Source organism: Gaetbulibacter sp. M235, from assembly GCF_043876835.1.
GTDB lineage: Bacteria > Bacteroidota > Bacteroidia > Flavobacteriales > Flavobacteriaceae > Yeosuana.
Map to the genome: position 1 here is coordinate 23,403 of NZ_JBAWJZ010000001.1, position 18,089 is coordinate 41,491.

At 32.1% G+C, this 18,089-nt stretch carries 18 protein-coding genes and 1 tRNA gene; 9 read left to right on the forward strand and 10 right to left on the reverse strand.

From position 1 onward, the window contains the following. Positions 1–14: 14 nt before the first annotated feature. The gene (locus V8G69_RS00075) at positions 15–842 is read right to left on the reverse strand and encodes an SDR family oxidoreductase (RefSeq protein ID WP_394879610.1); all 828 of its coding nucleotides are present in this window, start codon (positions 840–842) and stop codon (positions 15–17) included. A gap of 173 nt (positions 843–1,015) precedes the next feature. Between V8G69_RS00075 and V8G69_RS00080 the strand changes: the two genes are divergently transcribed. Further along, entirely contained in the window at positions 1,016–2,119 is a 1,104-nt protein-coding gene (locus V8G69_RS00080) for a substrate-binding domain-containing protein (protein ID WP_394879611.1), read from the forward strand. Between the two features lie 494 nt (positions 2,120–2,613). Here V8G69_RS00080 and V8G69_RS00085 read toward each other — a convergent pair. Continuing rightward, positions 2,614–2,695: transfer RNA gene (locus V8G69_RS00085), tRNA-Leu, on the reverse strand. A 97-nt stretch (positions 2,696–2,792) separates the two neighbouring features. Between V8G69_RS00085 and V8G69_RS00090 the strand changes: the two genes are divergently transcribed. From V8G69_RS00090 to V8G69_RS00100, 3 genes are all read left to right on the forward strand, one after another. After that, positions 2,793–4,181, forward strand: a complete 1,389-nt coding sequence (locus tag V8G69_RS00090) for a dipeptidase (RefSeq protein WP_394879613.1) — start codon at positions 2,793–2,795, stop codon at positions 4,179–4,181. Then, positions 4,182–5,042: a DMT family transporter gene (locus V8G69_RS00095; RefSeq protein ID WP_394879615.1), complete on the forward strand. Its 861-nt coding sequence runs from the start codon at positions 4,182–4,184 to the stop codon at positions 5,040–5,042. Between the two features lie 93 nt (positions 5,043–5,135). Further along, positions 5,136–6,236 carry a DUF4407 domain-containing protein gene (locus V8G69_RS00100; RefSeq protein WP_394879617.1) on the forward strand — a complete coding sequence of 367 codons (1,101 nt, stop codon included), beginning with the start codon at positions 5,136–5,138 and terminating at the stop codon, positions 6,234–6,236. Here the strand turns inward: V8G69_RS00100 and V8G69_RS00105 are convergent, their stop codons facing one another. Then, positions 6,237–6,515, reverse strand: coding sequence for a hypothetical protein (locus V8G69_RS00105; RefSeq protein ID WP_394879619.1), 279 nt, complete (start codon positions 6,513–6,515; stop codon positions 6,237–6,239). It abuts the gene before it with no gap. Between the two features lie 206 nt (positions 6,516–6,721). Between V8G69_RS00105 and V8G69_RS00110 the strand changes: the two genes are divergently transcribed. Genes V8G69_RS00110 through V8G69_RS00120 form a run of 3 tightly spaced genes read left to right on the forward strand, consistent with a single transcriptional unit; the run spans position 6,722 to position 8,661 of the window. Beyond that, the gene (locus tag V8G69_RS00110) at positions 6,722–7,156 is read left to right on the forward strand and encodes a YybH family protein (protein WP_394879620.1); all 435 of its coding nucleotides are present in this window, start codon (positions 6,722–6,724) and stop codon (positions 7,154–7,156) included. Positions 7,157–7,161: 5 nt separating this feature from the next. Continuing rightward, entirely contained in the window at positions 7,162–7,641 is a 480-nt protein-coding gene (locus V8G69_RS00115; protein ID WP_394879622.1) for a GNAT family N-acetyltransferase, read from the forward strand. 42 nt (positions 7,642–7,683) lie between these two features. Then, positions 7,684–8,661, forward strand: coding sequence for a Gfo/Idh/MocA family protein (locus V8G69_RS00120; RefSeq protein WP_394879623.1), 978 nt, complete (start codon positions 7,684–7,686; stop codon positions 8,659–8,661). Here V8G69_RS00120 and V8G69_RS00125 read toward each other — a convergent pair. The 5 genes from V8G69_RS00125 to V8G69_RS00145 form a co-directional block, all read right to left on the reverse strand. Beyond that, positions 8,658–9,905, reverse strand: a complete 1,248-nt coding sequence (locus V8G69_RS00125) for an NAD(P)/FAD-dependent oxidoreductase (protein WP_394879624.1) — start codon at positions 9,903–9,905, stop codon at positions 8,658–8,660. The genes V8G69_RS00120 and V8G69_RS00125 overlap by 4 nt on opposite strands. Position 9,906: 1 nt before the next feature. Continuing rightward, positions 9,907–10,917, reverse strand: coding sequence for a 4-hydroxyproline epimerase (locus V8G69_RS00130; RefSeq protein ID WP_394879625.1), 1,011 nt, complete (start codon positions 10,915–10,917; stop codon positions 9,907–9,909). Further along, positions 10,910–12,637, reverse strand: coding sequence for a DUF885 domain-containing protein (locus tag V8G69_RS00135; RefSeq protein ID WP_394879626.1), 1,728 nt, complete (start codon positions 12,635–12,637; stop codon positions 10,910–10,912). The genes V8G69_RS00130 and V8G69_RS00135 overlap by 8 nt, the downstream gene beginning before the upstream one ends. After that, on the reverse strand, positions 12,634–14,214 hold the full coding sequence (locus V8G69_RS00140; protein WP_394879627.1) for an aldehyde dehydrogenase (NADP(+)): 1,581 nt from the start codon (positions 14,212–14,214) through the stop codon (positions 12,634–12,636). Before V8G69_RS00140 ends, V8G69_RS00135 begins: the two co-directional genes overlap by 4 nt. Before the next feature lie 147 nt (positions 14,215–14,361). Beyond that, positions 14,362–15,285 (reverse strand): dihydrodipicolinate synthase family protein, encoded by a 924-nt coding sequence (locus tag V8G69_RS00145; protein ID WP_394879628.1) that lies wholly within the window; start codon positions 15,283–15,285, stop codon positions 14,362–14,364. Between the two features lie 124 nt (positions 15,286–15,409). Here V8G69_RS00145 and V8G69_RS00150 point away from each other — a divergent pair, with 124 nt between their 5' ends. Next, a complete protein-coding gene (locus V8G69_RS00150) occupies positions 15,410–16,255 on the forward strand; it encodes an AraC family transcriptional regulator (RefSeq protein ID WP_394879629.1) in 846 nt (281 codons plus the stop codon). 1 nt (position 16,256) lies between these two features. Next, positions 16,257–16,406 carry a hypothetical protein gene (locus V8G69_RS00155; RefSeq protein WP_394879630.1) on the forward strand — a complete coding sequence of 50 codons (150 nt, stop codon included), beginning with the start codon at positions 16,257–16,259 and terminating at the stop codon, positions 16,404–16,406. On the opposite strand, the gene V8G69_RS00160 is transcribed toward V8G69_RS00155, so the two are convergent. Together V8G69_RS00160 and V8G69_RS00165 are read right to left on the reverse strand one after the other, a co-directional pair. Continuing rightward, positions 16,407–16,985, reverse strand: a complete 579-nt coding sequence (locus tag V8G69_RS00160) for a PhnA domain-containing protein (RefSeq protein WP_394879631.1) — start codon at positions 16,983–16,985, stop codon at positions 16,407–16,409. Positions 16,986–17,102: 117 nt separating this feature from the next. Next, on the reverse strand, positions 17,103–17,921 hold the full coding sequence (locus tag V8G69_RS00165; RefSeq protein WP_394879632.1) for a hypothetical protein: 819 nt from the start codon (positions 17,919–17,921) through the stop codon (positions 17,103–17,105). Between the last annotated feature and the right edge of the window lie 168 nt (positions 17,922–18,089).

The following is an 18,089-nucleotide window of genomic DNA, read 5'->3' on the forward strand; positions in this document are numbered from 1 at the left end:
TTTATAAATTTCAATTAAACACCACTATAAGCAGAAAAGCCTCCATCAATTGGGATCACAACACCTGTTACAAAAGAAGACGTTTCATCACATAAATACAAAGTGGTACTTATTAAATCTTCTGGTTCTCCGTAACGACCCATAGGTGTTTGGTCTATAATTTGTTGCCCTCTTTTTGTTAAACTCCCATCTGTATTAGTTAATAAGGTTCTGTTTTGATCTGTTAAGAAAAATCCTGGAGCTAAGGCGTTCACACGAATACCTACTTTTGAAAAATGCACTGCCAACCATTGTGTAAAGTTAGAAACTGCTGCTTTTGCACCACTATAGGCTGGTATTTTTGTAAGTGGTGTAAAGGCGTTCATAGATGAAATATTTAAAATACTGCATCCTTTTTTACCAACCATATCTTTTGCAAATATTTGAGTTGGTAATAAGGTTCCTATAAAGTTTAAGTTAAAAACAAACTTTATCCCTTCGGTATCTAAATCAAAAAATGTTTTAAACCCTTCGGTTGTATTCATTAAATCTTCTTCTAACAAATGTGGATTGGAAGTGGTTCCCAAAGGGTGATTTCCTCCTGCACCGTTTATCAAAATATCACAGCTTCCTAATTTGGCATTGACTTCTGCCTTAGCTGTTTCTAAAGAACCCTTTTCTAAAACATTTGCCATAACACCTATAGCGACACCTCCTTCTCTTTTAATTTCATCAGCTACTTTTTCTGCCGCTTCAAACTTCAAATCCAAGACCGCTATTTTATGACCTTGTTTTGCTAATGCTTTTGCAAGCGTACTACACAATACGCCTCCTGCTCCTGTTAATACGACTATTTTACTCATTTGTTTTTATTAATTGTAAATTTTATAATATCATTTTCATATACAATCGTGTGCGTACACGCAAATGTAATAAAAAATAGTGTGCGTACACATTTTATTGAAATTTATGTTTAAATTGCTCAGATAACTCACAGGTCGAGTAAAAAAATGAAGCCATATTATATAATTTTAAAATGATAAGAATCAAAGATATCGCCAAAGAAGCTAATGTATCTGAAGGAACCGTTGATAGGGTTATACATAACAGAGGCGGAGTTTCAAAAATAACGGAAGAGAAAATTAAAAAAATCATTAAAGACAATAACTTTAACTTAAACCCCATTGCTAGTGCGCTTGCCATGCAAAGCAAATACAATATTGCTGTATTGATTCCAGAATACAGTGATGCAGACATATTCTGGAAATCTCCTTATTTAGGAATTTTAAAAGGTATAGAGGAAATCAAAAATCTTGGCATTAAAGTCAATTGTTTTAAATTTGACCAATATAATCCAAACTCCTATAAAAACTCTTTTAAAGAATTATTAAAAACTAACCCTTCAGGGATCATATTTGTTCCGCTATTTTTCAAAGAAACCAATCAAATCATCAATCAGTTGCGCAAATTAAAAATCAAATATATGTTTTTAAATGTGGATATTGAAAGGTTTAAAAATACCATTTTCATTGGTCAAGATTCCTATACAGCTGGGTACATCGCAGGAAAGCTCATGCATTTATGTTTACCTGAGAAATCTACTTTTTTAATAATCCAATCTAGGCACAATATTACTGACAACAATGCTATATCAAAAAGAATTGAAGGCTTTAAAGACTATTTTATTAGAAATAATATTAAGAATGAAACATTAAATCTTAAAATTGAAAATCTTAATGATTCAAAAGATAACCGTCAAAAGATAAATTCATATTTAAAACTTCACAAATCAATTAATGGAATATTTGTCCCATCAAGTAGAATATCTACAATTGTAGATTGTTTGATAGATATTTATTTGAAAAGGGTGCAAATGATAGGTTTTGACAACACACCACAGAATATTGATTGTCTAAAAAACAATTCCATTTCTTTTTTAATATCACAAAAATCTTTTGATCAAGGTTATGAATCTATTCGCATCATGAAAGACCTCTTACTTAAAAAGAAACTACCTGAAAATAAAATATATTTTCCTATTGATATTCTTACAAAGGAAAATGTTATGTTCAATGAAAGAAATCAATTTGAGTTTGAAAATGAGATTTCAAATGACAAAATTACAGTCAAATTAAAATAAATAAAAAAAGAGAATTATTTCTAATATTAATATCGATAGTTAAAATTATACTTCTTACTTCGTTTTTAGTTTCCACATAAAAAATGAAAATAGAAATAGAGGTAAAGGGCTATAAATTTCTCAAGTTAAGACTAATTCTCCCCATGTAGTGTTATGTTTTTTTACTTAGAAAACCGTATAGACTAAGTACGGCGGCAACCATAGACTTCCGTAATAACTTTGAATTCATTTGAACCAACACTTACAGTATATTGGCCGAACCTGTTAATAAGAAGACCGTTAGAAAACATTCTAATTCCTACCGAAACAAAAATTGCATAAATTTAAACATATTACAGAGACGTATAATATAGTATAGAGAATTTTAAAATAAGATGTGATTTTATTAATAACAAAAATACAAAACGTTGTACCTATGTTATTCCCAGCCAAAAAAAGTCAATCTTTTGAATAAAAAAAGCCTCTTATTTCCAAGAAGCTTTTTCCTTTAGTTGTGCGGGCGGGGAGACTCGAACTCCCACACCTCGCGGCACTAGATCCTAAGTCTAGCGTGTCTACCAATTCCACCACGCCCGCTAAAGGTTTGCAAATATAATCAAGATTTTTAAATTGCAAACACATCCCTTTAAAAACCTTCAATTTTTATTACTTTTGAAGCAAATACAATTTTATCATGGAAACTATTCAAAACTATATTCAACAACACAAAGATCGCTTTTTAAATGAACTTTTAGAACTCCTTAAAATTCCTTCAATAAGTGCAGACTCAGCCTATAAAAATGATGTTTTAAAAACTGCTGAAGTAGTTAAAAAAAGTCTTGAAAGCGCTGGTTGCGATTCCGTAGAAATATGCAAAACCGATGGCAATCCAATAGTTTATGGTGAAATAATTATTAATCCTGATTTACCAACAGTACTTGTTTATGGGCATTATGATGTACAACCTGCTGATCCATTAGAATTGTGGACTTCTCCTCCTTTTGAACCTGTGATTAAGAAAACTGATTTACATCCTGAAGGAGCCATTTTTGCTCGTGGAGCTTGCGATGATAAAGGTCAAATGTATATGCATGTTAAAGCTTTAGAATTCATGGCAAAAACCAAACAATTACCTTGTAATGTTAAGTTTATGATAGAAGGAGAAGAAGAAGTTGGAAGTGTTAATCTGTCAAAATTTGTAAAAGCAAATAAAGAGAAGCTTAAAAATGATGTCATTTTAATTTCAGATACTGGAATGATTTCAAATGATGTTCCTTCAATAACTACAGGATTACGTGGATTAAGCTATGTAGAGATTGAAGTTACTGGCCCAAATAGAGATTTACATTCTGGTCTGTATGGCGGCTCTATTGCAAACCCAATCAATGTTTTGACGAAAATGATTGCATCCCTTCATGATGAAAATAATCATATTACTATTCCAGGATTTTACGATAAAGTTGAAAATCTTTCAGCTGAAGAACGTGCAGAAATGGCAAAAGCTCCATTTTCCTTAGAAAAATACAAAAAGGCATTACAGATTGAAGATGTTTATGGAGAAAATGGTTATTCAACAAATGAACGCAATTCCATAAGACCAACTTTAGATGTAAATGGCATTTGGGGAGGCTATATAGGTGAAGGTGCCAAAACAGTTATTGCAAGTAAGGCTTTTGCAAAAATATCTATGCGTTTAGTACCTCATCAAGATTGGGAAGAAATCACAGAATTATTTACCAAACATTTTGAAAGCATCGCTCCAAAAGGAGTAACCGTTAAGGTAAAACCTCATCATGGCGGACAAGGTTATGTAACACCTATTGATAATATTGGTTATAAAGCTGCATCAAAAGCCTACCAAGAAACCTTTGGAAAAATGCCAATTCCACAGCGAAGTGGTGGCAGTATCCCTATAGTTGCTTTATTTGAACAAGAACTTAAAAGTAAAACAATCTTAATGGGATTTGGGTTAGATAGTGACGCAATACATTCACCAAATGAGCATTTTGGACTTTTTAATTTTTATAAAGGGATAGAAACCATTCCATATTTCTATAAATACTTTGCTGAGCTTTCTAAATAAATGAAAAACCATCATACCAACCACCTTATTGAACTTTTAGTTGGAACCCTTTTTATTAGTACTTCTGGAGTATTAGGAAAATTTATTGATTTGCCTACACCTGTTATTATTTGGTGCAGATGTGCATTAGGAGCCTTATTTTTATATGGTTTTAGTAGAATAAAAAAATTCAACATAAAAATAAATTCAAGAAAAGATTTTTCAACTGTTTTTTTAAGCTCTTTATTTTTAGGTGTTCATTGGATAACTTATTTCTATGCTTTAAAATTTTCAAATGTTGCCTTAGGCATGTTATCGCTTTTTACGTTTCCTGTTATTACAGCTTTGTTAGAGCCTTTGTTCATAAAAACCAAATTAAATCCAATTCATATTTTCTTGGGACTTTTAGTTTTGCTAGGTATTTATATACTTGCTCCAGAATTTGACTTTGAAAGTTCTCAAGTAAAGGGCATTTTATTAGGTCTATTTTCAGCAGTTTGTTATGCGTTACGTAATTTAATTTTAAAACAACATATTGGCCAATACAGCGGGACTACACTTATGATGTATCAAATTTTCATTTTATCGATATTATTGTTACCGGTGATATTTATAATGGATGTTGGTAATATTACAACTCAATATCCTTACGTGATAATTTTAGCCTTGCTTACAACGGCTATTGGTCATTCCATGTTTATACATAGTTTAAAATATTTTTCAGTAAGCACTGCCAGTATTATAAATAGCTTACAACCTATTTTTGGAATCATTATGGCCTTCTTTTTCCTAAAAGAAATTCCAACATGGCATACATTTTTTGGAGGTTCATTGATTTTGACAACGGTGATTATTGAAAGCATTAGGTCTAGGAGAGCATAAATCAATCAAAAATTTAATATGTTTTCACTAACTATGTAACAAATATTAAACTTTAACGTTCTAATAGTCAATCAATCAAAAATCAATTAAGTTATGTTAAAGCAATTCTTCATTATCTGCTCAGGATCGGATACATCTATTTTAGAAAACTGTTCTGTTGGCGAACAAAATAAATATGCAGGCATTGGTGCCACCGTTTTTTTTACGGCCGTTATGGCTTTTATTGCTGCTAGTTATGCTCTTTATACGGTTTTTGATAATTTGTATACCTCTATATTTTTCGGACTTATTTGGGGTTTACTTATTTTTAATTTAGATAGATATATTGTGTCCACCATAAAAAAAACAGGAAATTTTATTGACGAACTTATTCAAGCATCACCAAGAATATTATTGGCTGTAATTATAGCTATAGTAATTTCAAAACCACTGGAATTAAAGATTTTTGAAAAAGAAATCAATCAGGTATTATTAGAACAAAAAAACGAATTAACACTTGCCAATAAAAATCAAATTGCTGAACAATTCAATCCATCGATTGACAATTTGAATAAAGAAATTAAATCATTGCAAGAAGAAATAACCACCAAAGAAACCGAAGTTAATGCACTTTATGACACGTACATTGCAGAAGCAGAAGGAACTGCAGGAACAAAATTATTAGGAAAAGGTCCCGTTTACAAAGAAAAGAGAGACAAACATGATGCCCTACTAGCCGAATTACAACAACTAAAAATTGATAATAAAGATAAGATTGCTGAGGCTGAAACAAAAATAGCCGCTCTTAAAGGTGATTATGAGACCAAAGTTGTAGACTCACAACCTATCATCAATAATTTTGATGGGTTAATGGCTCGTGTAAATGCATTAGGAAAATTACCTTGGCTTCCTTCATTTTTTATCTTTTTACTTTTTTTAGCAATTGAAACCTCACCAATTTTAGCCAAATTATTATCCCCTAAAAGTTCATACGATTTCAAACTAGAAGACCAGGAAATGGTTGTAAAAACAATTGTTCTTCAAAATAATAATCAAAGAGAAACTATGCGAAAAACAGATTATGCCATTAACGATCGAATTTACAGTGATATAGAAAACGAAGACGAACTTTACACTTACAAACGTAAAAAAGCAAGAGAACTGATGCAATTACAAGCTGATGCTTTTTACAAACATCAAAAAAACGCTTTATAATTAAGCTGTTGTTTTATATTTAAAATGTTCATATAACTCTTTACAACCTAAACCAATAATAGATAGCTTTTTGTTTTTCATGATGGCTTCATTATGAAGTCCTGTCATAGCTTTTACACCATAACGATCCATCCATTCCACTTCTTCAATACTTATTGTAAGTGTACTTACTTTTTCAAAAATATTTTTAAATTCATGTTGAAACAAGTCTAAACTATTTCTGTCAAGAATTCCTTTTAATTTAAAAAAGTTGTTGCTACTAGTAATTTTGAGATTCATAATAACATAATAAAAAGGTTAAACGATAAACTTGGGCTATTAATCATTTGACTACCATATAAATATAGAAAATTAAATACGTTTTTTAGTTTTTTTTCGATGAATATAAACTTACTTTCGTCTAAAAATATTTTCATGTCAAAATAATCGCTGCTTAACATTTTTAAAACAAGTTTTTGCTATTTTTACTCACCTAATAAAAAAACATGAAAAAATATATTTTAATTATATGTGCCATTTTAATTAGTCAAGCCAGTATTGCTCAAACTACTGAACAACAAGATAAAGAAGCTATAAAAGCAGTATTAAAAGCTCAACGTTTAGCTTGGTCTGACAATAATATTGAAAAATTTATGGAAGGTTATTGGAAAAATGATTCTCTTAAATTTTATGGTAGTAATGGTGTTACTTATGGTTGGGAAAATACTTTAGAACGCTACAAACAAGCCTATCCAACAGCAGAACACACAGGCACTTTAAGCTTTAAAATAAATGATATTTCAAAAATAACTGAAGATGCATATTATGTAATGGGAGAATATCATTTAAAAAGAAATGTAGGAAATGCTACAGGTATTTTTATGATTATTTTTAAACGAATTGAAGGTGAATGGAAAATAATTGCCGATACATCTAGTTAACAACAATGACTTATTTTATTAGAAAAGCAACATTAAAAGATATTCCAACATTATTAGATTTTGAACAAGGCATCATTGAAGCCGAACGTCCTTTTGATCCAACTATTCAAGATGGTCAAATTTCTTACTACAATATAGCAGAATTGATAAATAATGATGCTTCTGAAGTTTTTGTTGTTGAAAAAAACAATCAAATAGTTGCATCTGGCTATGCAAAAATTAAAGGTGATAGACATTATTTAAAACATGATAGAATTGGATATCTGGGTTTTATGTTTGTCCATAAAGAACATAGAGGTCAAGGTTTAAATAAATTGATTATTAATGAACTTTTAAATTGGTGCAAAGAGCGAAGTGTTTTTGAAATCAGATTAGATGTTTATGATGACAATATAGCTGCAATTAAAGCCTATGAAAAAGTAGGATTTAAGAAGCATATGATAAACATGAGATTCAATATAAATGATTATAATTTAGAAAAATAAAATCTACATCCTAAAAAGAGAATTTGATTAAAAACACACAAAATGAATGATAAAACTATAAACTGGGGCATTGTTGGCGTAGGTGATGTATGTGAAAAAAAAAGCGGTCCAGCTTATCAAAAAACAAAAGGTTTTCATTTAAAAGCTGTTATGCGAAGAGACTTTAACAAAGCAAAAGACTTCTCAAAGCGTCACAATATTGAAATCTATTCTGATAATGCAGATGAGTTGATTAATAACCCAGAGATTGACGCAATTTATATTGCAACACCTCCAGACACTCATTTAGATTATGCTTTAAAGGTTGCTGAAACTGGTAAAATTTGTTGTGTTGAAAAACCAATGGCAGTAACATTTAAAGAATGTGAAACCATGCAAAGCACTTTTAAAGAAAAAGACATTCCTCTTTTTGTTGCTTATTATCGTAGATGTTTACCTAGATTTCTGCAAATTAAAACATGGCTAGACAACAAAGAAATAGGTGATATTAGGCATATTCACTGGGCATTAAGCAAACCTGCCAATGATATTGATTTATCTGGAAACTATAATTGGAGAACCGATGAAGCTATTGCATTAGGTGGTTATTTTGATGATTTAGCCTCTCATGGTTTAGACTTTTTCCATTTCATATTAGGTGAATTCGAATCGGTTAACGGATGCACAACAAATCAGCAACATTTATATTCCGCTAAAGATGCATTATCTGCTTCATGGATTCATAAAAACGGTGTTACAGGTTCTGCTTTTTGGAATTTTGGCTCTTGGAAACGAGAAGATAAGGTAGAAATAGTAGGAAGTAAAGGTTCAATTATATTTTCAGTTTTTGATGAAAACCCTATTCAACTCATTACTTCTAAAGACACCATAAGCTTAAATATAAAACATCCGGAAAACATTCAATTATATCACGTTCAGGCTATGAAAAAACACTTAAATGGTATTGAAAAACATCCATCAACTGGAGAAACTGCTCTTCATACAGCTTGGATTATGGATAAAATTTTAGGTAGAATTTAAAATTTTCTATCAGGTTGAAACATATCTAAATTCATAGATAGTTTCTTATTCGATATAATTTCAGAAACTAACTTTCCAGTTGCTGAACCCATACTCCATCCCATCATGGCATGCCCTGTTGCTATGGTTAAATTATCACATTTTGATGATTTTCCTATATATGGCAATCCATCAGCTGAAACAGGACGCAATCCACAAGCTGCAAGACTTTTCTCTTCTGAAGTTAAAGTTATTTCAGGATAAAATTGTGTCGCTGCATTTGCAATGGCTTCAACACGTTCTTTTCTGATATCATGATTAATTCCGGCAATTTCCATAGTACCTGCAAAACGAGTAAATCCATTCATTGGGGTTACGGCTACTTTTTTTTCAACCAGAATAGATGGTATTGTAATGCTTGTTTCTTGACTTGTATTAATTCGATATCCTTTCCCTGCCTGAAGCAATAATTTTAACCCTAATTTTTTACTTAACAAATTACTCCAGGAACCAGCAGCTAAAACAAACTCATCCGATTTTAAAGTTTGCTTATTGGTTTTAATTGCCTTTATTTTTCCGTTTTCAATTTCTAAATCTTCTACTGTTTCGTTTAGGTAAAATTGAACTCCAACTCCTTTTAAATACATTTTCATGCTATCCATAAATTCATTTGGAGTAGAATGCGAGTCACATTTAAAATAGGTTGCTCCTTTAACATTAAGCTTTACATTGGGCTCAATGGTTTTTAATTCTTCAAGATTTAATTCAACAACATCCAATCCTTCTTTTTGGGCCAAATGAGCTAATTCAACTTCCTCTTCTAAAGCATGGTCTGTTTGACATAACATTAACAAACCTTTCTTTTCATAGTGGGATTTAAAGCCTTCAACTCTATGAATGTCTTCATATAATTCCTGACTTAATACGGCAATTTCTTTTATAACTGGAATAGATTTTTCAACATGCTTAGCATTACAAGATTTATTGAATGCCAAAGTCCATTGTAAAAAATCTAAATCCAACCGTGGTTTTATATATAAAGGACTCGCAGAATTAAACATCCACTTGATTCCCTTTTTCATAACACCTGGTGCCGATAATGGAATGATATGGCTTGGTGATAAATAACCTGCGTTTACGTAAGATGCTCCGCTATCTATATTTGATTGGTCAACAATTGTAACCTGATGCCCTTCTTTTTGAAGATAATAAGCAGAATTTAATCCTATAATTCCGCCACCTATAATAACTATATTTTTACTCATATTAAATCACTTGAAAACCATGTGCATAAGGGTCATCTTCTTCATCGATTGTGATGGTATTATGACCATAAATTTTTGCCCACCCTTTAATACTAGGGATAATTGCCAATTTTCCATTTAAGGTAGTTTCTTCTTCCACTCTACCAACAAATTTACTTCCTATAAAACTTTCGTGAATAAAATCTTCTCCAATTTTTAATTTTTCTTTAGCGTATAATTGTGCCAATCTTGCAGAGGTCCCTGTTCCGCAAGGGCTTCTATCGATAGCTTTATCACCATAAAATACGGCATTTCTACCTGATGACGTTGGGTCAATTGGAGTTCCTGTCCAAAGCATATGAGATACATCCCTGATAGTGTCATTTTCAGGATGAATAAACAAGTTTGGATATTTTTCATTGATACTTTGACGAACCACTTGAGAATATTGAATAATTTTTGAAGCTGAAAAATCCTGAACTCCAGAAAAGTTTATCTGTGGATCTACAATAGCATAATAATTTCCGCCATAGGCAACATCAAAGGTTATCTCTCCTAATTCTGGGCAATCTACTGTTAAACCTTCAGCAGCTAAATAACTTTTAACATTGGTAAGCTTTACCCAATCCACTTTTTGTCCGGTTTGTTGATATTCAATTTCAACCAATCCTGCAGGCGCTTCCATTTTAATTTTACCAGGAATTTTAGGTTGAATTAAGCCTTCTTCAATGGCAATTGTTATAGTACCAATGGTACCATGACCACACATTGGTAAACAGCCTGATGTTTCAATAAATAAAATGGAAAAATCATTTTCAGGATTATGTGGAGGAAATAGCATACTTCCACTCATCATATCATGTCCACGTGGCTCGAACATTAAGCCTTTTCTTATCCAATCGTAATATTTCAAAAAATGCTGACGCTTCTCGCTCATAGTATTCCCAACTAAATTAGGAACTCCTTCTTTAACAACTCTTACAGGGTTTCCGCAGGTATGTGCGTCAATACAAACAAAAGTGCTTTTACTCATTTTTTATTTTCTGAATGTAATTATTAACTCTTTCTTCCATAATAGCCAAAGTGACGGTGCCCTGTTCTAAAATGATTTCATGAAACTCACGAATATCAAATTTTGTACCTAAAGCTAATTCGGCTTTCTTCCTCAATTCTCGAATTTTTAATTCTCCAATTTTATAAGATAACGCTTGCCCTGGCCATGAAATATATCGATCTGTTTCTGTATTAATTTCGTGCAATGACAATGCAGTGTTTGATGACATATATTCAACAACCTGGTCTCGTGTCCACCCTTTTGCATGGACTCCTGTATCAACAACCAACCTGCAAGCACGCCACATTTCATAAGTTAGCTGTCCAAATTTTTCGTATGGTGTTGTGTAAATTCCCATATCATCGGCCAAAAACTCAGCATACAGTCCCCAACCTTCACCATAAGCAGACAAGTACAAATCCTTTCTAAATTGAGGAATGCTATCTCCCAATTCGTTATTTAAACTTCCTTGTAAATGATGGCCTGGAACTGCTTCGTGCGCAGTTAAAGATGGTAATGTGTACAATGTTCTGCTAGGTAAATCATAGGTGTTCACCCAATAATAACCTGGTCCTGTACTTTCTTTAGATGTTCCTATATAGCGACCGCCAGTGTATTTGGGTGCAATGGCATCTGGAACTGCTGCAACACCATAAGGTTTTCTAGGCAAAGTTTTAAAAAATCGTGGCAATTGCGCATCAATTTGTTTTGATATATCTCGAGCAATCATTAATAATTCCTTTGGAGATTTAGCATAAAATTGTTCGTCGGTCCTTAAAAAATGGAAGAAACCGGCAAAGCTTCCTTTAAAGTTTAAATCTTTAATTATTTGCTCCATTTCAGCTTTTAAGCGAGCTACTTCTTTTAGTCCTATTTGATGAATATCATCTGCCGTATATTCTGTGCTTGTCGTATAAAAATTTATTCGGTTTTGGTAAAATTCCTTTCCATTTGGCGTCTCTGAAACACCTAAACTAGTTCTTGTTTTTGGATAGTATTCAGTTTCAAAAAAGGTTTTTATACGTTTAAACTGAGGAGTTACTTTGGATTCAATAACTATTTTTGCAGCCAATAAAACAGAATCTTTTTGTGATTCGCTTAAATCTGTTGGTAAATTTTTAAATGGCGAATAATAAAAACTATCCTCAAAATTATTCACAATATTGTGGTTGTAAGTAGATTCATATCCTTTAAAAATCACCAATGGTTGAGAAACTCCTTTCTCTAAACCTTCACGCAAATTTGTTAGATGCTGATTTACAAACTCCGGTATCGCGTTTAGTTTATTCAAATAGCCTTTAACTTGATTATAATTTGCTAAAGCTTTCACTTCATAAGTTAAATCACTGTGAAATCCAGCATCTGAAAGTATTGGGTTTAAGTACTGCTCGAACTTATAATAATCAATTTTATCCTGTAATACAAAAGCTAAAAGTTCAGCAGAAATTCTTTCAGTTTCTTCTAATTTATTTTTATCAATTTTCGCTAATTTATCTAAAACTGTTTGAGCATAATCGGCTTCAGATTTATAATAATATTTTGTAAAAAGACCTAAAGGATATGCCTTTTCATCATATCCTTTGTGATTTTGATAGCTACTAATTATAGATTCTAATGATGCTTTTTTAACTTCATTTTTTTGTTTACAACCAAAAGTTAGAAACAAAAGAAAAAGTGATATAACTTTTAGATAGCTCATATACTATCATTTGTTTGTTTGTTGTCAACTAAACGAGAAATGCCTAAAGGGTTTTCGTTTTTTAATTCGTCTGGCAATAATTCATTAGGCCAGTCTTGATAGCTAAACGGACGAACCCAACGTTTTATAGAATTTATTCCAACAGCCGTAAATCGACTATCTGTTGAGGCTGGATATGGTCCACCATGTACCATAGAAGGACAAACCTCAACACCTGTTGGAACACCGTTATAGATAATTCTTCCTACTCTGTTTTGAAGCGCAGAGATTAATCCTGGGTATTCTGAAGCTTCATTATCTGCGATTAAAGTTCCTGTTAATTGTCCTTCTAATTTTGAGATAATCAATTCCAGTTGTTCTTTGTCTTGGCATTGGACCACCATTGAAAATGGTCCAAAAACTTCCTGATGTAAGTTAGTGTTCTCTAAAAAAGTTTGTCCTTCAACTGTAGTTATAGCTTGTTTTGCATAATTTGTTTGAACATCATTCTCGAAATCGGAAACAACACTTAAACCAGCCTGAGAAATCATTTTGGATTTATTATTCTCATAAGCACCAATAATATTTGGATGCAACATACAAGTTGGTTCTATCTTGACAATTTCTTTCGATAATATTGAAATGAATTGAGTTAATGCATCACTTTTAATTGCCAATAATAACCCCGGTTTTGTACAAAACTGACCCGTGCCTAAAATAATTGAACCTGCATAGGTTTTTGCTAAATCCTCTGCTCTATTCTTTAAGGCATTTGGCAACATAATAACTGGATTGATACTACCCATTTCTGCAAAAACGGGAATAGGTTCTTCTCTTTGTGAAGCCAAATCATATAAAGCTCGACCACCTCTTAAACTTCCTGTAAACCCTACTGCTTTAACTTCTGGATGTTTCACCAATTGCGTCCCAACTTCAACTCCACTACTATTTAAATTAGAAAACACACCATTAGGCATATCCGTTTTTTCTGCTGCTTTTATAATAGCTGAAGCTACCAATTCACCTGTTCCGGCATGCATTGGATGCGATTTTACAATTACAGGGCAACCTGCTGCTAAAGCCGCTGCAGTATCGCCTCCTGCAGTTGAATATGCCAATGGAAAATTACTCGCTCCAAAAACAACAACTGGTCCTAACGGAATCAATAATTTTCTTAAATCTGGTTTTGGCAATGGTTCTCTATTTGGTTGCGCTGTATCAATACTAGCTTCAACCCAAGATCCTTCTTTTACTAAATCGGCAAATGAACGTAACTGAAAAACCGTTCTTCCTCTCTCTCCTTTTGCTCTACCTTCTGGCAAACCCGATTCCTTGCAATAGGTTTGGATAAGCTCATCATTTAAAGCTAAAATTTCATCGGCAATGGCATTCAAAAAAGCTGCTTTTTTTTCTCCAGAAATAGTTCTGAAAACTTTAAAAGCTTCTGACGCCAAATGTACAGCTTCATCTATTTCTTCTGAAGTAGCCTCAACAAAAACGAATTCATTTTCAATGTTTAATAGAGGATTGAATGTTTTATAGGTTTTTGTTCCTTTGTCCAACTGCTTATTTCCTAGATAGTTTTTTCCTGTGATCATCACTTTATTATTTGTGTTAGGGTTTACTCTCAGATTTCTATTTTAATAAATTGGAAATCGTGAATGAGTAACATTTGAGGTGGCATCCTTTTGTTTTTTAGCAAAAGATTTAACCGAAAGCCAGACCCACGCATGCGTAGTAACGCCCTAATTATTTAAATTTTTATAATCTGGTAAGGTTGGTCTTGTTTTTAAACCATCTTCAATAATTTTTACGATGGTTTTCCTTTCTTCACCTTCTAACACCAATCTTGGAGCTCTAACATATTCAGAACCTATTTCTGTGTATGCCGAAGCCAGTTTTATATATTGTACTAATTTAGGATTTATATCTAACTCTAACAAAGGCATAAACCATCTGTAAATAGCAATGGCTTCCTTAATTTTTCCTGCTTTTTGAAGCTCATAAATCGCAACTGTTTCTGCTGGAAAAGCATCTACTAAACCAGCAACCCAACCATCTGCTCCTATAAGTAAGCTTTCTAAAGCCAAGGTATCAACACCAGTCATGATTGCTAATCGGTCTCCAAATCTGTTTTTAATTCTGGTAATATTGGTTGTGTCTCTTGTAGATTCCTTTACAGCCTGGATGTTTGGACAGGTTTCTAACAGTTTCTCAAACATGTCTAAGGTTACTTCAATTTTATAATCTACAGGATTATTGTAAATCATTATAGGCAATGATGTACTATTGGCAACCGCTCTAAAATATTCTACCACTTCATCATCACTTGCTTTATAACGCATAGGTGGCAACATCATAAGTCCTTCAGCTCCATCTTCTTCGGCTGTCTTAGCTAAATTAATGGCTGCTTTGGTAGTTTGTTCAGCTATATTCATCAACACTGGCACTTTACCATTCACAAATGCAACAGTTTCTCTAGTTAATATTCTTCTTTCTTCATCACTTAAGGTGCTTGCTTCACCAAGTGTACCACCTAAAACAAGTCCATGAACTCCAGCATCTAACTGAGCTTTAATATTAACTTTAAAGAACTCAAGATCCAATTCATCATTTGATGTGAATTGTGTTGTTACCGCTGGCATAACGCCTTCCCACTTAATACTCATAATTGTTATATTTTTATGAAGCAAAATTACTTTTACCTTAAGTAAATTTATCTCATATTGTTATCCAATTTTGATACTATATTATCCTATATTTGTTGATTATTAGTGAAATTGAATAGTATTGATGAAAATTTTTCCTTTTAAAATACCAAAACCTTTAAATGACGCGCTTGTTTTTCAAGTAGATTCTGGTGAGGTGTTTTATGATAAGCTTCATCAGCATGAAGAAATTCAAATAAGTTTTATAGTTGAAGGTGAAGGTGCATTGATAGTTGGAGATAAGGTTAATTATTATGAAAAGGAAGACATTGTAATTATTGGCAGCAACTTACCTCATGTGTTTAAAAGCAACGTGAGTTATGGCAAAGAGTCAAAAATGCTTACCTTATTTTTCGCTAAAAATTCCTTTGGTTCTGAGTTTTTTGAATTGGAAGAACTACAAGAATTATCGCCTTTTTTTAAAAGAGCTTCACATGGCTTTAAGGTAACCTCTTCAAAAAAATATTTGTCCACACTTTTTAATCAGCTTGAAAACAGTTCAAAATTATCGCGCTTTTTGATCTTTTTAGAATTACTAAAAAAGACATCACAATGCAATTACAAAAGTCTATCTTCATTTATATATGAAAAAAAATTCACTGAAATTGAAGGTAAGCGCATGCAAGATGTTTTTGAATATACCATGACAAACTTTGAGCATGATATTTCATTGGAAACCATTTCTGAGATTGCCAACATGACAAAAAATGCCTTTTGTAAATACTTTAAAAAACGAACTAATAAAACCTATTTTAGATTTTTAAACGAATTACGACTTGAACACGCCGGTAAACTATTAATAGACAAAAAAGATTTAACCATTGCCGATATTGCTTACAATTCTGGTTTTAAAAACATGTCAAATTTTAACCGACAATTTAAAATGATAAAGAAAACTTCTCCTAATAATTTTAGAAAAGAATCTCTGTAATATGAAACAAAAATACCTTTATATTATTTTAGGAATTGCTCTTATTATTACCCTTATTGGACTAATAACTGGGAAGTTCTTTTTCTTGTTTTTAATATTACCTTTTGGATTCAGCTTTTTTAGAAAGAATAAAGGTGATGACACTAACTAATTAGGTCTTCTTCACATATTTGGTAATAATTACAATTTGTTGTCCATCAACTTTACCTTCAATATACTCAGCATTTTCAGGGTCTAAACGAATATTTCTTACGGCAGTTCCTTGTTTTGCAACCATACTAGAACCTTTTACCTTAAGATCCTTTACCAAAACCACAGAATCTCCGGCCTCAAGAATTACCCCATTAATGTCTCTATGAACAATTTTATTTGCTTCATCTTCGTGTTCGCCTGTAGCTCTTGCTAATGCCAAAGCCTCATCATCTAAATACATCATATCCAACAAATCTTTTGGCCAACCTTGATTGCGCAATCTTTGTAGCATTCTCCAAGCCATAATTTGTACTGCTACAAATTCACTCCACATACTATCGTTTAAACAACGCCAGTGATTTACATCCATTTCTGAATTTCCTTCAATCTGACTCAAACAAGTATTACAAACCAACAAACTATTATCAACATTTTCGTTCAATGATGGCGGAATAATGTATTGTGATAAGCTATCTGTTGATGCACAAAGTTCACAGGTTTTGTTACTTCTTTCTTGTAGTGTTTGTAATACGCTCATGGTTTGTTTTTTAGATTTGGCAAAAGTACATTTAAAATATAATAGAGACAAGAACAACTTTGACAATAAAAAAAGGATGCCCGTGAGTATCCTTTTTTATCGATGAAGTTTTTGTGTCTATTTTCTTAAACTTGGAATTACACTATAAATCTCATCTCCATGAATTCCTGTAAAATATTTATTATAACTTTGAAAGAAAGTTTTTCTCGCTTCTGGATCGGCCCAATGTGCCATAATTAATTCTCTGTTTTTATCAGATAATTTAGCTAGATCATCCATGGAATCTAAGAAAAATGCTTCCAAAAATTCCGTGCTATTATGACCCCAAAAATGTCTATGAGGATAATATGCTTTTATAAGATCATTTTTATTAATTACATTTTCAACATACTCAATATGTAATTTAGAAAGCTCTCCTTGAACTGTGTTTTCAGGATAAGAAAAATGACTTGTTCTTACATAAACAATTGAGTTATCTGTGAATTTTCCCGAAAATGGTTTTGAATTTGGTAAAACCCTATAAATCTCATCTGAATGTTTGTGAGTATAAAAATTGCCTTGTGTTTTAAGAAACTTATCCCTTGCCATCTCGTCTGGCCAAGCTTCTTTTTCAAGTTCAGTATTTCTTGCCGCTGCCTTATCAATTGCTTCCCAGCTATCATAAACTTGAACGTACTTTACATCAGTGCTGTTTGATGTATAAAGATGTGTATAAAAACCAACACCCATAATGTATTCATTTTTCATGGTGACTTTGTCTAAATACTCCTTTTCAACATCAACCCAGTTTGCATCAGAATCATTGTCCAAATTAAAATGCATGGTTGTTACTGTATAATACTTTGGTTTTGGTTGGTTCTCTTGTGAAAAAGTAAAAGAACTAAATAGCAAAAGCATAGCAGCTATTGCGGTAAAAAAACGGTTGGTTGTTTTCATAATCTGTTTAAAATTTAAGTTAATATATTGGTTAAAATAAAATACAACTTTACAGATTTGGGGAAACCTTAACTATACTATTAATCTAATTGAATTGGGGCGAGAGTTTGTGTATTTTTAAATATACAAATAAAAATTGGATTTTTTATATTATATTAGGAATTAACG